At 64.0% G+C, this 14,815-nt stretch carries 14 protein-coding genes; 10 read left to right on the top strand and 4 right to left on the bottom strand.

The window, feature by feature from the left end; translation table 11 throughout:
* The first annotated feature begins 23 nt into the window (after positions 1-23).
* From def to DWU98_RS09210, 5 genes are all read left to right on the top strand, one after another.
* Positions 24-533 carry a peptide deformylase gene (gene def, locus DWU98_RS09190; RefSeq protein WP_115495255.1) on the top strand — a complete coding sequence of 170 codons (510 nt, stop codon included), beginning with the start codon at positions 24-26 and terminating at the stop codon, positions 531-533.
* On the top strand, positions 530-1,462 hold the full coding sequence (gene fmt, locus DWU98_RS09195) for a methionyl-tRNA formyltransferase (protein WP_115495256.1): 933 nt from the start codon (positions 530-532) through the stop codon (positions 1,460-1,462). The genes def and fmt overlap by 4 nt, the downstream gene beginning before the upstream one ends.
* Entirely contained in the window at positions 1,459-2,754 is a 1,296-nt protein-coding gene (gene rsmB, locus DWU98_RS09200) for a 16S rRNA (cytosine(967)-C(5))-methyltransferase RsmB (protein WP_115495257.1), read from the top strand. Before fmt ends, rsmB begins: the two co-directional genes overlap by 4 nt.
* A gap of 150 nt (positions 2,755-2,904) precedes the next feature.
* A complete protein-coding gene (locus DWU98_RS09205) occupies positions 2,905-4,629 on the top strand; it encodes an ArnT family glycosyltransferase (protein ID WP_115495258.1) in 1,725 nt (574 codons plus the stop codon).
* The gene (locus tag DWU98_RS09210; protein ID WP_115495259.1) at positions 4,619-5,581 is read left to right on the top strand and encodes a glycosyltransferase; all 963 of its coding nucleotides are present in this window, start codon (positions 4,619-4,621) and stop codon (positions 5,579-5,581) included. Before DWU98_RS09205 ends, DWU98_RS09210 begins: the two co-directional genes overlap by 11 nt.
* Positions 5,582-5,670: 89 nt before the next feature.
* On the opposite strand, the gene DWU98_RS09215 is transcribed toward DWU98_RS09210, so the two are convergent.
* From DWU98_RS09215 to DWU98_RS09225, 3 genes are read right to left on the bottom strand one after another with little or no spacing between them, the layout of a single operon-like run.
* Positions 5,671-6,501 carry a glycosyltransferase family 2 protein gene (locus DWU98_RS09215; protein ID WP_115495260.1) on the bottom strand — a complete coding sequence of 277 codons (831 nt, stop codon included), beginning with the start codon at positions 6,499-6,501 and terminating at the stop codon, positions 5,671-5,673.
* A complete protein-coding gene (locus DWU98_RS09220; protein ID WP_158545008.1) occupies positions 6,498-7,706 on the bottom strand; it encodes an O-antigen ligase family protein in 1,209 nt (402 codons plus the stop codon). The genes DWU98_RS09215 and DWU98_RS09220 overlap by 4 nt, the downstream gene beginning before the upstream one ends.
* On the bottom strand, positions 7,703-8,599 hold the full coding sequence (locus tag DWU98_RS09225; RefSeq protein ID WP_115495262.1) for a glycosyltransferase family 2 protein: 897 nt from the start codon (positions 8,597-8,599) through the stop codon (positions 7,703-7,705). The genes DWU98_RS09220 and DWU98_RS09225 overlap by 4 nt, the downstream gene beginning before the upstream one ends.
* Before the next feature lie 215 nt (positions 8,600-8,814).
* Here DWU98_RS09225 and DWU98_RS09230 point away from each other — a divergent pair, with 215 nt between their 5' ends.
* The 4 genes from DWU98_RS09230 to DWU98_RS09245 all read left to right on the top strand — a co-directional run bounded on the left by DWU98_RS09230 (position 8,815) and on the right by DWU98_RS09245 (position 12,980).
* Complete coding sequence (locus tag DWU98_RS09230; protein WP_115495263.1) at positions 8,815-9,633, top strand: glycosyltransferase family 2 protein; 819 nt, start codon at positions 8,815-8,817, stop codon at positions 9,631-9,633.
* Between the two features lies 1 nt (position 9,634).
* On the top strand, positions 9,635-10,657 hold the full coding sequence (locus tag DWU98_RS09235; protein WP_115495264.1) for a CDP-glycerol glycerophosphotransferase family protein: 1,023 nt from the start codon (positions 9,635-9,637) through the stop codon (positions 10,655-10,657).
* Positions 10,658-10,929: 272 nt separating this feature from the next.
* Positions 10,930-12,660, top strand: coding sequence for an ArnT family glycosyltransferase (locus tag DWU98_RS09240; protein ID WP_115495265.1), 1,731 nt, complete (start codon positions 10,930-10,932; stop codon positions 12,658-12,660).
* A complete protein-coding gene (locus DWU98_RS09245) occupies positions 12,657-12,980 on the top strand; it encodes a tetratricopeptide repeat protein (RefSeq protein WP_115495266.1) in 324 nt (107 codons plus the stop codon). The genes DWU98_RS09240 and DWU98_RS09245 overlap by 4 nt, the downstream gene beginning before the upstream one ends.
* A 109-nt stretch (positions 12,981-13,089) precedes the next feature.
* On the opposite strand, the gene DWU98_RS09250 is transcribed toward DWU98_RS09245, so the two are convergent.
* The gene (locus DWU98_RS09250; protein WP_115495401.1) at positions 13,090-13,968 is read right to left on the bottom strand and encodes an LpxL/LpxP family acyltransferase; all 879 of its coding nucleotides are present in this window, start codon (positions 13,966-13,968) and stop codon (positions 13,090-13,092) included.
* A 402-nt stretch (positions 13,969-14,370) separates the two neighbouring features.
* Between DWU98_RS09250 and dtd the strand changes: the two genes are divergently transcribed.
* Entirely contained in the window at positions 14,371-14,811 is a 441-nt protein-coding gene (dtd, locus tag DWU98_RS09255) for a D-aminoacyl-tRNA deacylase (protein WP_115495267.1), read from the top strand.
* The last annotated feature ends 4 nt before the right edge of the window (positions 14,812-14,815 follow it).

Raw genomic sequence — 14,815 nt, forward strand, 5'->3', positions numbered from 1 at the left:
TCCGGCGTCCGAGGTAGCTATTCATGTCCGTCCTGACCATTCTTGAATTCCCCGACCCTCGACTGCGCACGAAGGCCGCGCCGGTCACGGTGTTCGATGCATCATTGAAGCAGTTCATCGATGACATGTTCGAGACGATGTACGCCGCCAATGGCGTGGGCCTGGCCGCCACCCAGGTGAACGTGCACAAGCGCGTGCTGGTGGCCGACATGAGCGAGGAGCGCCACCAGCCTCTGGCGCTGATCAACCCGGAGATACTGGAAAAGGATGGCACGCAGGTGTACCAGGAAGGCTGCCTTTCCTTCCCCGGTATCTTCGCCGATGTCACGCGCGCGCTGAAGGTGAAGGTGCGCGCGCAGGATGTCCAGGGCAACAGCTTCGAGCTGGAGCTGGAAGGGCCGCTGGCGGTATGCATCCAGCATGAAATGGATCACCTGGCCGGCAAGGTTTTCGTCGATTACCTGTCGCCGCTGAAGCGCTCGATCTTGCTCAAGCGCCTGGAAAAACAACGCAAGCAGGCTGCTAGCGCGTGAGTTTGCGCGTTGTCTTCGCCGGTACGCCGGAATTCTCCATCCCTTGCCTTGAAGCATGTCGCGCCAGTGGCGCGGACCTCGTCGCCGTCTATACGCAGCCCGATCGCCCGGCAGGACGCGGACGCAAACTCACGCCCAGCCCAGTGAAACAGGCCGCGCTGGACGCCAACATTGCCGTTGAACAACCTGAAACGCTCAAAATCGCCCAGGCACGCGCAAGGCTCGAAGCGTACCGGCCCGACCTGATGATCGTAGTCGCCTACGGCTTGATTCTGTCGCGCAAAGTGCTGGCGATTCCGCGTCTGGGCTGCTGGAACGTGCACGCGAGCCTGTTGCCGCGCTGGCGTGGCGCGGCGCCGATTCAGCGCGCGATTCTTGCCGGCGATACGGAATCGGGCGTCAATCTGATGCAGATGGAGGCCGGCCTGGACACGGGCCCCGTGTTGCTCGAACGACGCACACCGATCACCCGCGACGATACCGGCGGCCTATTGCATGACCGCCTTTCTGCATTGGGCGCCGACGTGCTCGCCGAAGGCCTGCGCCGCACGCTCGCCGGCGAAACACTGTACGCCGTACCGCAATCGCCCGAAGGCGTGATGTACGCGCACAAGCTGGAAAAGGCCGAAGCGCGACTGGATTTCGCGCGCCCGGCCTTGGCGCTCGAACGGCAGGTGCGCGCGTTCGATCCCTGGCCGGTGGCCGAAGGCGAGATCGCCGGCGAGAACGTGCGGATCTGGTCGGCACACGCGATCGAACAATCGCATGCCGGTGCGCCCGGCAGCGTAATCGCTGCGCAACGCGGCGGCATCGATATCGCCTGCGGCGAAGACATGCTGCGCGTGACCTCCCTGCAGCGCGCCGGCGGCAAACGCATCGCCGCCGCCGACTATCTCAACGCACGCCCCGAACTGCGCAGCACACGATGAACGACACACGCGCCCTCGCCGCGCAGGCCCTGGCCGATATCGCGCTGCGCGGCGCATCCTTGCGCGATGCGATGGAACGCCGCGCACCGCAACTGCACGATCCGCGCGATCGCGCGTTGTTGACTGCATTACTGAGCGATGGCGCGCGCTGGTGGCTGCGCTTCGACGCCGTGCTCGATCGCCTGCTCGACAAACCGTTGCGGCGCAAGGAACCGGAAGTTCATGCGTTGCTGGTGCTTGGCCTGGTGCAACTGGAAATCCTCCAACTGCAGGATTACGCGGCCGTCGCCGCCAGCGTGGAAGCGGCACGCGCCTTGAATCGCCCGCGCCTGGCCGGCCTGGTCAACGCCGTGCTGCGCCGCTGGCAACGCGAGCGGACGACGCTGCTGGCCGAACTGAATGCAGCGCCCCAGACGCGCTATGCAATGCCCAACTGGCTGGTCGAATCCATGACCGCCGATTGGCCCGCGCAGGCCGACGCCGTGCTCGCCGACAGCGATCGGGAACCGCCCTTGATGCTGCGCGCGAACCGACGCCGCGTCGAGCGCGCCGCGCTGGTGGAGCAATTGCGTGCGCGCGGCTACACCGCCGATCCCCACCCGTGGCTCGCCGACGGCATCGTGCTGCCGCACAGCAGCGACGTCACCCGCATGCCCGGCTTCGCGCAAGGCTTGTTCGCCGTGCAGGACGGCGCGGCGCAAGTGGGCGCCGATGCGCTGGACGTGCATGACGGCCAGCGCGTGCTGGACGCATGCGCCGCGCCGGGCGGCAAAGCCTGCCATCTGTTGGAGCGCGCCGATATCGCGCTGACGGCGTTGGAATTCGACGCGGCGCGCACTGTACGGATTCGTCAGAATCTCGAACGGCTCGGCCTGCAGGCCGACGTGCGCATCGGCGACGCCGCCGACCCATCCACATGGTGGGATGGCAAGCCCTTCGATCGCATCCTGATCGACGCCCCCTGCTCCGCCACCGGTGTACTGCGCCGTCGCCCGGATGTACGCCTGCATCGGCGTCCCAGCGATATCGATGCACTGGTCGATCAACAGCGACGCATCCTTGCGGCGCTGTGGCCCCTGCTCGCACCGGGCGGCCGGCTGGTTTATGTCACCTGCTCGTTGCTGCGCGCCGAGAACGAGGCCGTCATCGCGCCCTTTCTCGCCAGCCGTGATGATGCCTGCGCGGTATCCATGGCATGGCCGGTGGGGCAGGCAGCCGCGGTCGGCTGGCAGATACTTCCCGGCGATGGCGATCTCGACGGCATGTACTATGCCGTGCTTGAACGCCGGTGACGCTGACGCGCACCGCAAGCCACGCCCTCCCCTGCGCTCCGTAGGAGTGGGTTGAAGCGGGGTGAAGTCCCGCAGCTTGCGGCACGCTCGGACAACCTTCTCCCAACCTCCCCGGCAAGCAAGGGGAGGGGTACGTATTCGGACGCTTGCATGTCGACCTTCGCTGCCACCGCTCAGGAACGCCGCCAATTCTGGCTCCTCGTCTTCTTCGCCATCCTGATCCTCGGCATCGGCATTGGCCTGCGCGATCCCTGGCCCTCCGACGAACCGCGCTTCACGCTCGCCGCCAAGCAGATGGTGGAAAGCGGCGACTGGCTGTTCCCGCATCGCGGCGTGGAGCTTTACGCAGACAAACCGCCGATGCTGTTCTGGCTGGAAGCGGCAAGTTTCGAAGTCGTGCGCAACTGGCGCGTCGCCTTCATGCTGCCCTCGTTTCTTGGCGCGCTGGGCACGCTGTGGTTGATCTACGACCTCGGGCGACGGTTATGGAACCGCAAGATCGGCATGTACGCGGCGATGGGTGCGCTGATGTGCATCCAGTTTGTATTCCAGGCCAAACGCGCGCAGATCGACCCGCTGGTGGTGTTTTTCATCACTGCGGCCAATTGGGGATTGCTGCGTCATCTCTTATGCGGACCGGATTGGCGATTGTTCTGGTTCGGTTGTTTTTGCGCGGGACTGGGCGTCATTACCAAGGGCGTGGGGTTTCTCGCGCTGCTGATGCTGTTGCCGTATGCATGGGCCACCGCGCGCAACTGGCATGGCATTGCACCGATCGACAACCGTACGTGGTGGCGCTGGCTGCTCGGGCTGGTGGCCACGCTGGTGGCGATCGATCTGTGGCTGATCCCGATGCTGCTCGCAGCGCGCGCTCACGTCGGCGACCCTGCGTATGCAGCGTATGTCCACAACATCCTGTTCAAGCAGACGGCGCATCGCTATGCCGATGCCTGGCATCACATCCACGGGCCGTTGTTCTATTTGCCGCTGATGGTCTACAACTGGTTGCCGCTCTCGCTCACCTATCCGGGCACGTTCGTGCGCTGGTGGCAGGCGTTGAAAACCAAGGATGCGCGCATCCTGTTGCCGCTTGGCTGGGTGGTGCTGGTGCTGCTGTTTTTCAGCGCTTCGGCCGGCAAGCGCGATGTCTATGTGCTGCCGATCGTGCCGATGCTCGCATTGATCACCGCGCCGTATGTCGATGACATGCTGGCCAAGCGCTGGCTGCGAGTGCTCGGCGCGATCTTCCTGTTGCTCATCGGCGGCTGCATGCTGGGCTTGGGGGTCTATGCGTTGAGCGCGCATCCCGCCTTTGCCACCCGGCTCGCCTACGATCGCGGTTTCGACGGTCCCGCGAACAGCCTGTGGTGGATGTGCATCGTGATCGGCGCCGCGCAATGGCTGGCGTTGGCGATCTTCCGCATGCGTCGCGTGCACTATGCCGTTGCCGGCGGCATGTTCGCCTTGTGGATGGTGTGGGGCGTGTGGGGTTATGCGCTGCTCAACGACAGCAGCTCTTCGGCAGGCCTGATGCAGCGGGTGAGCGAACATCTTGGCCCGCATGATGAAATCGGCCTGGTCGACTGGAAAGAACAGAACATGCTGATGCTCGATCGGCATGCGCTGGACTTTGGATTCAGCGCGCCGACCTCGCAGCAATTCGTGCAAGGCGTACTGTGGCAGGCGGCAGCGCCAGCCACGCGCTGGCTATTCGTACAGGAGCCAGCGATGGGGCACTGCGTGGATCGCAGCAAGGCCATCAATGTGGGCCATGCGAACCGGCGCGATTGGTGGTTGTTCAAAGCGAACGCCGTGATCCCCGGCTGCGTGCCCACGAGTGCGGATGAAATGCCGGAGGCGGACGATGCCCAATGATCGCTGCCAGTTGATCGCGCGCGACAACGGCGCCGGACTGAGCCGCGATCTACCGCTGCTGGCGCAGGCCTTGCAACACGCCGGCTGCATCACGCACACCACCGGTCTGGCGCATCGCGGGCGCGTTGCCGAATGGTTAACACGCTGGCAGCTCGCGCGCAGGTCACCCGCATTCGACGTGAACGTAATGCTGGAACGCATACGCCCCGAGTTCGCACGCGCCGCGCGACGCAACGTGCTGATACCGAATCCGGAATATTTCCGGCCGCAAGACAAGGCCGCGCTTTCGACGATGGATGCCGTATGGGTGAAGACGCAGCACGCACAGCGTCTGTTTCAAACCCTCGGTGCCAACACGCGCTATATCGGCTTCACCAGCACCGACCGGCTCGATCCGAGCGTACCGCGCCAGCGTGCGTTCTTTCACGGCCCCGGACGCAGCGGTAACAAAGGCACCCAGGCGTTGCTCGCGCTATGGCGCAAACATCCGCAGTGGCCCACGCTCACCGTGGCATGGCGGCGCAAGCGCGTGGAGATCGACACGCTTCCGGCAAACGTCACGCTGATCCGCGAACACGTGAGCGATGCCGACTACCGCCGCCTGCAGAATGCCCATCAGTTCCATCTTTGCCCGTCGCAAACCGAAGGTTTTGGCCACTACCTGGTAGAAGCGATGAGCTGTCGCGCCGTAGTAGTGACGCTCGATGCCGAACCGATGAACGAGCTGGTCGCGGCTGAACGTGGTGTGCTGGTGCCTGCGCAGGCGATCGGGGTGCAGGATTTGTCGACGTGTTATGGATTTGACGAGGCGGCGATGGAAGCGGCGATTGAACGTTGCATCAGCATGGATGATGCGGCCGTCGAACGCATGGGTGAAGCTGCGCGTGCTTGGTATGAACGCAACCATGCGAATTTTCCGCAGCGCTTACTCGATGCGTTGCATTCCGCGTAAAGCCCCCCGAGATTTCCTCTCCGTCATCCCGGCGAAGGCTGGAATGACGACAAGGGGGACGGAGGTATCTCAACAGGAACGAAACATCTTTAGCGCTCGCCAAACTCCGCCAAATGCCGATCGACACCCATCTCACAACGCACCCGATGCTGCTCGATGCTCTCTTGCAGCAACTGATTGTTGGGTAGGCTCGGATCGTTGACATCGCCTTGCCCGCGCGTCCTGTGTTCCAGATGCATCGCCAACGCGCACCACTTCAACGCACGTCGCCGCAAGCCCGCATTTTCCAGCCTCACGACCAGCTCGCGATCTTCCGCGCCATACCCTTCCATGCGCTCATCGAAGCCGTTGACGCGCAACAGGTCCTCGCGCCAGAAGCTCATGTTGCAGCTCATCACGCGTCCGCCGCTGCGGGAACGTGCCTTCCAGCGCGCCAGCCGCGGCGAGCGGAATGCGTACAACCGCTTGGTGCCATCGAACTCATGGAAATTGGCGTTCACCCACGGCGCATACACCGGCTTGCCGCCCGCGAGCACGCGTTGGCTTTCCGTGTAACTAGCCTTGAGGCGGCCGCCCTGCAGAAAGAAGCCCTGCTCGGCCAACATCATGTGATCGGCGATGAACTGCGGATGCACCAGCATGTCGCCGTCGAGCAGCACGATGTAATCACCCTTGCTCGCCGCAATGCCGCGGTTGCGGGCGCGTGCGGCGCGAAAGCCCTTGTCTTCGTGCCAGATGTGCTTCAGCGGCACAGGAAACCGTTCGCGTGCACGCGCGATTACCGCGGCCGTTTCAGCGCCGGAACCGTCATCGGCAATCAACACCTCATCGGGCAGACGCGTTTGCGCGGCGATGCTTTCCAGCACGCGCTCCAACGCCGTGGGCCAGTTGTACGTGATGACGATGAGCGAAACGTTCATACGTTGCGCGCGATGCTCCGCTGGAAAGTCATGCTCAATGCCAGTGGTAGCCAGGTGATCAGCCAGCCCGGACGCGGGCTGTCGAGCAGATGGGGCAGATCGAATTGCACCGCAATGGAACCAAACACCCACAGCCCCAATACGAGCAAGCCCAGCCCGTCATGGCGATGCCGCCACGCGCGCCAGCCCAGCGCCAACCAGATGCCCGCCCACAGCAGCAGCGCAGGCAAACCCAGTTCGATGGCAAGCTGCGCGAACATGTTGTGCGCGTGATCGAGCACTTCGTTGCCGGCCGCGATGGTGAACGACGTACCCTGGCCGAGACCGCGCAAGGGGTGTTGCAGGAACAGATGCAGCGCGCCGGCAAAGATCTGCGGCCGCAGCGAAAGGCCGCGCTCCATCAGCACATTGAAGCCCAACGCCACGCCAAGCAGCCCCATCAGGCAGATCATTCCGGCATAGATCCATGCACGCCGGCCACCGTCGCAGAGCGCCATCACCACCAACGCCACGAACAGTGCCGCCCAGGCGCTGCGCGTGAAGGTGAGCAGCACGAACAAGGCCAGTATCGCCACCGCCATCCAGCGCGCAATGTTCCAGCCCCAGCGATCGAAACGCCACGGCCATAGCCAGATCAGCGCCGCGCCCATGCCGGCGGCGGCGAGGTTGGCATTGGCCATCACACCGATGCCGATCAGGCGCCCATCGGTAGGCGGATGCGAGGCGAAGTTCAGCATGTCCAGGATGGCCACCGCCGCCAGCACGAAGCTGCAACCGATCAGCAGCCATTGCGTGCGCCGCCCATTGCCGCCAAACACCCACTGGCTCGCGACCAAAAACAGCAGCACACTCAGGTTGCGCGTCGCCTCGTCACCGCGGTGCGGCGCGTGACTCCACGCCAGCGATAGCCAACCCCACGCCAGCAACACCATCACCCACGGCATCGGCGATTGCTTGAGCAGCTGGATAAACCGGTGCGGACGCATGGCGATCAGCACGATCGTCGGCAGCCACAAGGTGAGCGCCAGCACGGCCTGATACGCCTTGCTGGGATTGTAGGAAACGCCCGCCGGCATCACCGCCATGCCGATGATCAGCCAGGCCATGCCCACGGTTAGCACGCGGCGGAGCCAGCCGGTGGCGGCGGTGTCCTCGTGCTCGGTCCACACCTGCGACCACGGCGTGTTGCGCGCAAGCACCGTCATGCGTTCTGGCTCCCACGCGTACGGAGATCGTCCGCCGGCGATTGCGCGAAATCCGCCAGATGAGCATCCAAACCACATTCACTGCGCACGAGATGCCGTTCCTTGCTGGCGAACAGAAGCTTGTTGTTGGGCAGTTCCGGATCGGCCGGATCCTGCGATGACACGGATTTGTGCTCAAGGTGCAAAGCCAGCGCCGCGAACTTGATCTGCGCGCGGCGCAGCCCCGCGTTCTGTAGCCGGATATCGATTTCCAGATCCTCGCTGCCGTAGCCGTGCATGCGCTCGTCGTAACCATTGACGCGCAGCAGATCCTCGCGCCAGAAACTCACGTTGCAGCCCATCGGATGGCCGGTAGAACGCGACTTGATCTTCGCCAGCCATGGCAGCCGCAAGGTGTGGTGACGGCGCCCGAAGTGCCAGGTGCCGCGATCGTCCTCATCGCGGAAATAGGCATCCACGAACCAACCGAACTGCGGCTTGCCGCCGGCGAGCAACCGGGCGGTTTCCGCCACGGTGGTGCGGATACGCGTGCCCTGCAGGAAGCGGCCGGGCCGGGCCAGGCTCAGGTGATCGGCGACGAAACGCGGATGCGCCAGCATGTCGCCATCGAACTGGATGATGTAATCGCCGCGCGCAGCGGCAATGGCGCGATTGAGGATGCGCGCCTTGCGAAAACCTTCGTCCGGCTGCCAGACATGGCGCAGCGGCACGGGAAAGCTGCGGGCGATGTCGCGCAAGAGCGTGGCGGTGTCCTCGCGCGAGCCGTCGTCGGCCACGATCACTTCGTCCGGCAAAACACGCTGCGCAGCCAGACTGCGGAGCGAAAGGGCCAGCGCCTCCTTCCAGTTATAGGTGGAGACCATGACGGTAACGCTGGCCACGGATTTGGGCATGACGGTCTTAACGCTTCCTTGGGAACGATCACGAACGCCGATGCATTATTTCGCCATGCGGTCCGGCAACTTTCGAGTACGCGAGAGGCCAACTTCGATGCACCATTCGCGTACCGCACATCTTAACGTACCCCGGCACAGCGGAATGCGCCGGGAACCACGCGATACCCTTCTTAACTCGCCAGAACCGGGCCGATGCCCGCTAGAATGCGGGCATGGCGCCTCTCCTTCCTCTCACGCTCGTTGTGATCACCCGCAACGAGGCGCAAAAAATCGCGCGCTGCCTGGACAGCGTGCCGTTTGCCGCCGAAAAACTAGTGATCGACAGTGGCAGCACCGACGACACGGTGGCCATTGCCCGCGCCCACGGCGCCCGCGTGGTGCATCAGGATTGGCTCGGCTTCGGCCCGCAACGCAACGTCGCGGCCACGCACTGCAGCCATCCATGGATACTTGCGCTGGACGCCGATGAATACCTCACGCCGGAACTCGCCGGGGAATTGCAGCGGCGCCTCCCGGCCCTGATGGAAAGCGACACCGCCGCGGTGATACTGCGCCGCCATCTCATCTACATGGGCAAGCCGATGCGCTGGTACCGCCCCGCCGTGGGCGAGAAGCTGGCGCGGCTCTATCACCGCGATCGCGCGCGCTGGAGCGACGTGCGCGTGCACGAATCGCTTACCTTCAACGGCCGCTCGCTGACCTTGCAGGCGCCGTTCCTGCACGACAACAACCCCAGCCTGGTGGAAAAGCAGCTCAAGGTGCTGCTGTATTCCGAACTGAAATGCCGCGACTGGTCGGATAAGAACAAATCCACCCGCATGTGGCAGACGCCGTTCGTGTATGCGTTCGCGTTCGTCAAAGATTACGTGCTGCGCCTGGGTTTGCTGGACGGCTGGCGCGGTTACGTGATCGCGCATACGGCCGCCAGCTATGCCATCTACAAGCGCATGCGCTATTACGAGATGCGCCTGAACCCTGCCTCGCGCGACACCGCCGCCGCTGCGCTGACGCGCGCCGGATTGGATCACTGACATGCCCAAGCATTACTTGCTCTACGGATCGGAACGCTACGCGCTGGCCATCCTGCGTCCGATCCAGGATGCGATCCGCGCGCGTGGCGATGAAACGGCGTGGTTCTTCGATGGCCCGGGCGCAAGCGATCTGATCGAAGGCGAGCGCCTGCTCACCGTGCAGCAAGTACGCGCGTGGAAGCCGATCGCGGTACTCACGCCCGGCAATCATCTGCCGCATTTCTTTCCCGGCGTGAAGGTGGAAGTGTTTCACGGCTTCAATGCCGGCAAGCCGAGGCACATCTATATTCGCGGCTTTTTTGATCTTTACTGCACAACGGGCCCGCGCGACACCGCGCAGTTCGGCGCGCTGGCGCAAAAGCTCGGGCACTTTTCCGTGATGGAAACCGGCTGGCCCAAGCTCGATCCGTTCATGAAAGCGATCGCCGGCTCCCTGCCGCCCGTGCGCACGCCGCCGGTGATTCTCTATCACTCCACCTTCTCGCCTTCCTGGAGCGCGGCCGAAACGCTGTATGAAGAAGTGAAGCGCCTTTCACGCGATGGACGCTGGCGCTGGATCGTTTCCTTCCATCCGAAGATGGCGCCGGAGACGGTGGCAAAGTACAAGGCGCTGCAGAACGAGTACCTCACCTTCGCCGAGAACGACAACATCCTCGAACTGTTCCCGCAGGTCGACATGATGTGTTCGGATACCTCCTCCGCGCTCAGCGAATTCCTGCTTACCGGCAAGCCGGTGGTGACGTATGACAACCGCGCGCCAGGTCCGCAATTGATCGATATCCACGACCCTTCCGAGTTCGAGCCAGCCATCGCGTGCGCGCTGGCGCGGCCACCGGAATTGATGCGGGCGATCAAGGATTTCGGCGAAGCCATTCATCCGTACCACGATGGCCGCTCCAGCGAACGCGTGCTGGACGCCATCGACGCGTTCATCGCCAAGGGTGGCAACCGCAAGCGCAAACCGCGCAATTGGTGGCGCAAGTTGAAGTTGCGCAAGCGCATTGGGTACTGGGGGCCGGCATGACGGCAGATCGCCAGCGCCCTGCGTAGAAGCGCAGCAGTGTGTGTTCTCGCCCCACGCCTCCCTCTTGCATAGACGTCATTCCGGCCTTCGCTGGAATGATGACGGGGCACGATGAACGGCTCCGGGAGCGTCTAAGCGGCGCTCACGCTACGGCGAACTTCCTCGAGTGGCAGCGTAGGCATGCGCCGAAATATCGAACCAGGCCGCCCCATCGCAGATAGCCCTTCCCGATCCGGCTAGAATCCGCCCATCTCCAAGCCAAGCCGACCCACGTGCCGACTCCCAGCTATCGCCGCTCCGAAGTGCTACGCAGCCTCTGGCCCTGGCTTCCGCTCTGGAGCGTGGCGGCCCTGGTGGCGATTTTTTCCCACGGCCCGATGCCGCTGTATTCCACCCGCACGCTCGCGGTGGCGTGGGAGATGTGGCGCGATCACAGCTGGCTGGTGCCGCATATCAATGGCGAGCCTTATAGCGAAAAAGTACCGCTGCTGTTCTGGCTGATTCACGCCGGCTGGTTCGTGTTTGGCGTCAACGACATCTGGCCGCGTGTGCTGGAGGTGATCTTCGGCGGCGTGCAGCTGGTGCAGGTGTCGATTCTCGCGCGCCGGTTGTTTCCCGAGCGTCCGTGGGTCGCCAAAGCCGCGCCGTGGATGCTGCTGGCGTTGTCGTACGCCTTCCTGTTCGGCCTGCAGGTGATGTACGAAGTGCTGCTGGCCGATTGCGTGCTGGGCGCATTGTTGTGTCTCACCCCCTCGCTGCAGCGCGCCGAACCGCGCTGGTGGCTGTTTGGGGTGCTGGTCGGCGCGGGTCTGCTCACCAAGGGCCCGGTGATGCTCTTGCATATCGCCTTCCCGTGGTTGCTCGGCCCGTTGTGGAATGACTGGGCGCGCGAGCATCGCGCGCGCTGGTATGGGCGCGGTGTATTGGCGTTGCTGCTGGGCCTTGCGCTGCTGGTCGCGTGGGCCATTCCGGCTGGCTTTGCCGGCGGCGATGCGTATCGGCATCGCCTGTTCTTCACGCAAACCGCGGCGCGTGTGATGAACAACGCGCAGCAGGCGCAGGTGGTGCAGAGTCATCCGCGCTGGATCGGTTGGTATCTGATATCGCTGCCCTTGCTGCTGTTTCCGTTCAGCGCATGGCCGCGCGCATGGGTGGCACTGGGCACGCTGCGCGGGCCGCTCGCCCATGGCGTGCGCTTTGCGTTGTGCTGGTTGGTGCCCACATTCGTGCTGTTCTCATTGATCAGCGGCAAGCAGTGGTATTACCTGCTGCCCGAATTCGGCGGCTGGACGCTCGTGCTGGCCGGCGCCATCGCCGTACTGCGCGAAGAACGCACCACGCTGGCGGAAAATTACTGGCTGGGCAGTTGGCCGCTGGGTCTGGGCAGCATCCTGTTCGCCGGTGCGCTGTTCGCATTGCCGTATGTGACGCCGACGCATGCGTTCCACAACGAATGGGTGGAAGGCGCTGCACCGTACAGCCGCACGTTCAGCGTAGTGTTTCTGCTGCTCGGCTGCCTGCTGCTGGTGCGCGGACGCGGCGAGATGCGTCGGGTGGCGGTGGCCGGATTGCTCGGCGCGCTCGCGCTCAACACCTTGTTCACCCTGACACTGTGGCACAAGTACGATTTGAACCCGACCACGTCGTTGATCGCCGCCACGCAGGCCGATCATCATCCCGTCGCGTTCGAAGGCAACTACGAAGGGCAATTCCATTTTGCTGGGCGACTGACGCAGCCGATTACCGAACTGCACACCGGCCAGGCCCTGCAAGCCTTCGCGAAAGAGCACCCTGACGGCCTGATCGTGACGCATCCCAACGAACTGGACGCCTCGGCGTTGCGCTACGCCTTGCTGGCGCAACCGTTCCGGTCCGAGTGGCTGGTCGTCTGGGCAGCGCCGACGCTAGCAGCCCTGCGCGGCGGCCGTACACCGGCAGAGCCTTCGCAAGCGCCGCGCGTCTACCCTGCACCCACCACGCTGCAGGCCGTGCCGCAGTCGTGAGCGCGTTGATCGACACCCTGCGCGCGCAATGCGGGGGCCCTCGCGATGGGGCGTTGTTGCGGTTTTCGCTGGGGAATGCGTTGCTGAGTGAAGGCGATAACGCCGGCGCCGTTGAAGAACTTCGACGTGCGGTGGCGTTTGATCCCAACTATTCCGCTGCGTGGAAGTTGCTGGGTAAAGCGTGCTTGGCGATGCGGGATGAAGCCGGCGCGGTTGAGGCATGGCGACAAGGCATCGCCGTGGCGCAGCAACGTGGCGACAAGCAGGCGGAAAAAGAAATGACGGTGTTCCTGCGTCGCATCGAGCAGGAAAAGTCGTAGTGCCCAAGAGCTAGCTTTCGCCTTACCGTCATTCCGGCGAAGGCCGGAATGACGGTGGGGTTATAGCAAGGCTTCTCTAGAAACCCGCCATCTTCAAAGCATCAACCCTTCAATACGGGCTGGGCCGGTTATCCGCCGAATACCGCTTGTAATGCCACTGATACTGGGCAAACGCGAGCTCCACGCAGTTTTCCACCCCGCGATTGAGCGCCGCGCACGCGCGCGGCAAGTCCGCGTCGTCCAACCCATCCGGCGCCGGTAGAAAATGGATGCGATAGCCCTTCCCACGCGGCAAACGCTCGGCGAACGCAAACAGCACCGTCGCACCCGTGCGCGCGGCCAGGCGTGGCAGCAGCACCATCGTCATCGCCTCGCGCCCGAAGAACGGCGCAAATTCACCCTCACCCGCACGCGGTTTTTGATCCGGCAAAATGCCCACCGTGCCTCCCGATGCAAGCCGCTTGTACAACGTACGCACACCGGCACCTTCCGCCCGCACCTGCTCCGGCGCCAAGGCGCCGCGCACCTTGCGCAGTAGCGCCTCCACCGCGGCGATGCGCGGTGGCCGATACAGAATCGCCATCGGCGTCTTGCGGCACAGCCAGTAATTGAGCAGCTCCCAGCAGCCCAGATGCGGCGCGGCGATGATCACGCCCTTGCCGGCTGCCAGCGCTGCATCGAACAACGCCTCGCCGCGTACCTCACGCACCAGGTCGAGCGCGCGTTCCGCACCTGCGCCCCAGATCTTCACGATCTCGGTGATCGACTTGCCGCCCTCGATCATCGCCTCGCGCACCAGCGCCGCCCGCACGGCGTCATTCAATGCCGGCCGCGCGATCGCCATGTTCACGGCCGTGTAGCGCGCCATCCTGCCGCCGCGCCGCAACGTCAGCCTGCCCAGGCCCGCGCCGATCGCCTGCAGCCAGCGCAACGGCAGCAGACCGAACAGGCGCAGCAGCAAGTAAACGAGGTAGATGTCCAGACGCATGAGGATGATGTGTGTGGCGGGTGAGCGCGTAAGGGTAAAGGGCGGGAGACGATTGAGCGAATGCTTCATGCCCGCGCGATGTGTCCCCTGCCCTGCTTGCAGGGGAGGGCTCGGGTGGGGTTACGCACACTCGCAATGCACTTGCCCCAAGCTCACCCCCCAACCCTCCCCTACTGTCGCAGGGGAGGGAGCCTGCAAGCACGTTGTTCAACGAAATGCTTCATGGTTGTGCGTCGCCGAACAGAAACCCTCAAGCATCCCCTCTGCCTGCCGTTGACCCTCCAACGGCAACCACCTTCCGCGCGCATCGGAACTCACCTCCCGCCCACCCTCGACGCCCCTCTTTACCCGGCATCCATCGCCTTGCAGAGTTACGCATCCTTCCTTGTGCTGCTTTTATCCATGATCGCCCTTATCCAGCGCGTACTCAGCGCGCGCGTCGATGTCGACAACGAAACCGTGGGCGCCATCGGCCCGGGCCTTTTGGCGCTGGTGGCCGTGCAACCCGACGACGGCGAGGCACAGGCCAGGCGGATGGTGGAACGGCTGCTGGGCTATCGCGTGTTCGCCGACGTTGCCGGCAAGATGAACCGCTCCCTCACCGATACCGGTGGCGGCCTGCTGCTGGTGAGCCAGTTCACCCTCGCCGCCGACACCCGCTCGGGCATGCGCCCGAGCTTCACCAGCGCCGCCTCGCCCGAACAGGGCCGCATCTGGTTCGAGCGCCTGGTGGAACTGGCTCGCGGCGCGCATCCAAGGGTGGAAATCGGACGCTTCGGCGCCCATATGCAGGTACATCTGGTCAACGATGGCCCTGTCACCTTTTGGCTCGAGGTGCGTTAGGTGC

Source organism: Dyella monticola (genome assembly GCF_003363155.1).
GTDB lineage: Bacteria > Pseudomonadota > Gammaproteobacteria > Xanthomonadales > Rhodanobacteraceae > Dyella_B > Dyella_B monticola.

Excerpts from the sequence above, each read along its gene's own strand:
- def (WP_115495255.1), top strand. The coding sequence starts at position 24 with ATGTCCGTCCTGACCATTCTTGAATTCCCCGACCCTCGACTGCGCACG.
- rsmB (WP_115495257.1), top strand. The coding sequence starts at position 1,459 with ATGAACGACACACGCGCCCTCGCCGCGCAGGCCCTGGCCGATATCGCG.
- DWU98_RS09205 (WP_115495258.1), top strand. The coding sequence starts at position 2,905 with ATGTCGACCTTCGCTGCCACCGCTCAGGAACGCCGCCAATTCTGGCTC.
- DWU98_RS09210 (WP_115495259.1), top strand. The coding sequence starts at position 4,619 with ATGCCCAATGATCGCTGCCAGTTGATCGCGCGCGACAACGGCGCCGGA.
- DWU98_RS09215 (WP_115495260.1), bottom strand. The coding sequence starts at position 6,501 with ATGAACGTTTCGCTCATCGTCATCACGTACAACTGGCCCACGGCGTTG.
- DWU98_RS09220 (WP_158545008.1), bottom strand. The coding sequence starts at position 7,706 with ATGACGGTGCTTGCGCGCAACACGCCGTGGTCGCAGGTGTGGACCGAG.
- DWU98_RS09225 (WP_115495262.1), bottom strand. The coding sequence starts at position 8,599 with ATGCCCAAATCCGTGGCCAGCGTTACCGTCATGGTCTCCACCTATAAC.
- DWU98_RS09230 (WP_115495263.1), top strand. The coding sequence starts at position 8,815 with ATGGCGCCTCTCCTTCCTCTCACGCTCGTTGTGATCACCCGCAACGAG.
- DWU98_RS09235 (WP_115495264.1), top strand. The coding sequence starts at position 9,635 with ATGCCCAAGCATTACTTGCTCTACGGATCGGAACGCTACGCGCTGGCC.
- DWU98_RS09250 (WP_115495401.1), bottom strand. The coding sequence starts at position 13,968 with ATGCGTCTGGACATCTACCTCGTTTACTTGCTGCTGCGCCTGTTCGGT.
- dtd (WP_115495267.1), top strand. The coding sequence starts at position 14,371 with ATGATCGCCCTTATCCAGCGCGTACTCAGCGCGCGCGTCGATGTCGAC.